Below are 2,150 nucleotides of genomic sequence, written 5' to 3' on the forward strand. Positions count from 1 at the left end.
GTCGAAATAAAATATAACGAACCCATCATATCCAATGACGCTGTTGTCGAACTTCTCAACAAAGGCTATGACGCTGTTTTTCTCGGAAATGGTCTTTCAAAAGCATTTGAACTTGGATTCCTGAAAAAATTTGACAATGCAGTCAATTACATTGATTTCCTCAGAGAGATTAAAATTGATCACAACAAATGGAATTTGAAGGGTAAAAATGTAGTTGTGATTGGCGGCGGCAGTGTAGCCATTGATTCGGCAGTATCAGCAAAAGCCGCCGGTGCAAAGAAAGTTTACCTGATTGCACTCGAACAACTTGACGAAATGCCCGCTGATAAAGAGGAAATCAATCTCGCCCAAATCATGCACATTATTTTTAAGGCTGGTTCGGAGGTTACAGATGCGATGTCCAAAAACAATAGGATTGTTTCTCTTCAGGGCACTGAAGTGGAATGGAAAACACCAGGAAATTTCTCACCGGAGAATATTCGTAACATTGATGGAACAGCTTTTACACTCAGAGTTGACTTGATAATTCAGGCTATTGGCACTGCAGCCGGCGCTGAGACACCGATTATTGCCAAAGGATTGCAAACTAAGGCCAAAGGAATTGTGGAGGTAAACGAAAATTTTGAAACCAATCTGCCGGGAATTTATGCTGGTGGAGATTTGGTTAATGGAGGCGCCACGGTGGTTCAGGCTGTTGGCGAAGGAAAAAAAGCTGCCCGAAGTATTCACAATTATTTAAGCTTAGGGAGGAACAACCAATGAGAAAACAAGCTGATTTAAGTATCGAATTTTGTGGGATTAAATTTGAAAATCCATTTTGCCTTTCTTCCTCTCCTGTTGGCAATCATGCTGAAATGTGCGCCAGAGCTTACGATGCTGGATGGAGCGGGATCGTTTACAAAACCCTTAATCTTGAAAAGAGCTTTAAAATTGTTATGCCTTCGCCACGGCTTAACGCTTATCACTCGAACGATAAACGGTTTGTCGGTCTGCAAAATGCCGAGCAAATCAGCGATCGTTCCATCGGTGATAACATTAAAGATATAATTTGGCTAAAAAGGAATTATCCAAATAAAATATTGATATCGAGTATTTTGGGCTATGTTGATAAAGACTGGAGTGAATTGGCAAAAATGTCGGAAGATGCCGGCGCAGATATGATCGAACTGAATTTTAGTTGCCCGCAGATGGCGCACAAATTTTCAGGGCACAAGGTCGGTCAGGATTATCATGCCGTAGCATCATTTACCGAAGTGGTGAAAAAATCTACCCGGCTTCCGGTGATGGCAAAAATGACCCCAAATATCACAGATATAATTCCGGTGGCTATGGCGGCCAAAGAAGGCGGCGCCGACGCCATTTCAGCCATCAACACCATCAGGGCTATCAGCGAGGTGAATATCGAAAATTACTCGCCAATGCCAAATATTCACGGCCATTCAGCCCCAACCGGTTTTTCCGGACCGGCCGTGAAGCCCATCGCCATGCGCTTTGTTTCCGAATTGTACAATGCCAGGGGGTTGGGACTGCCGGTTAGCGGAATTGGCGGAATAGAAACCTGGATAGATGCACTCCAATTTATACTACTCGGTGCTACAAATCTGCAGGTTACAACTGGAGTAATGCGTTATGGCTACCGCATTGTGGAAGATATGATCGAGGGTTTGAGCGATTACATGATTGACCACCATATCCATTCACTTCGCGAGATTGTAGGAAAAGCCGCTGAGAAAATTGTTGATCCTTCCGAATTCGAAACGCAATACCAGGTTGTTTCGGTAGTGGATCAGGAACGGTGCATTGGATGCGGACAATGCTATATTTCGTGCCAGGATGGGGCTAATCAGGCCATGGAGTTTGATGGTTTTACCAGGAAGGCGAAAGTGAATGAAGAACGATGTGTCGGGTGTATGTTGTGTAAACATGTCTGCCCGGTTTGGGGCTGCATTACGCATAAAGAAGTTGATACTAAAATTGTTAAACACGCTGCAATTTGCTAAAATAATTCAAAAAAAACCATGAAAAATTTATTCATCGCCATCGAAGGCATTGACGGAAGCGGAAAAAGCACGCAAATCAATCTATTAAAGGAAAATCTCCAAAAGGCTGGCCACCACGTTTTTACTACTTTCGAACCAACCGACGGCCCA

At 43.5% G+C, this 2,150-nt stretch carries 3 protein-coding genes; all 3 read left to right on the forward strand.

The genetic code is table 11. From position 1 onward, the window contains the following. A partial coding sequence (locus IH598_07805) for an FAD-dependent oxidoreductase (GenBank protein MBE0638408.1) occupies nucleotides 1-762 on the forward strand: 762 nt, incomplete at its 5' end. Then, a complete protein-coding gene (gene preA / locus IH598_07810; protein MBE0638409.1) occupies nucleotides 759-2,000 on the forward strand; it encodes an NAD-dependent dihydropyrimidine dehydrogenase subunit PreA in 1,242 nt (413 codons plus the stop codon). The genes IH598_07805 and preA, both read left to right, overlap by 4 nt. Nucleotides 2,001-2,018: 18 nt before the next feature. Further along, the coding region (locus IH598_07815; protein MBE0638410.1) for a dTMP kinase at nucleotides 2,019-2,150 on the forward strand (132 nt) is incomplete at its 3' end.

This window comes from Bacteroidales bacterium (assembly GCA_014860585.1).
In the GTDB taxonomy this organism is placed as follows: Bacteria; Bacteroidota; Bacteroidia; order Bacteroidales; family 4484-276; genus RZYY01.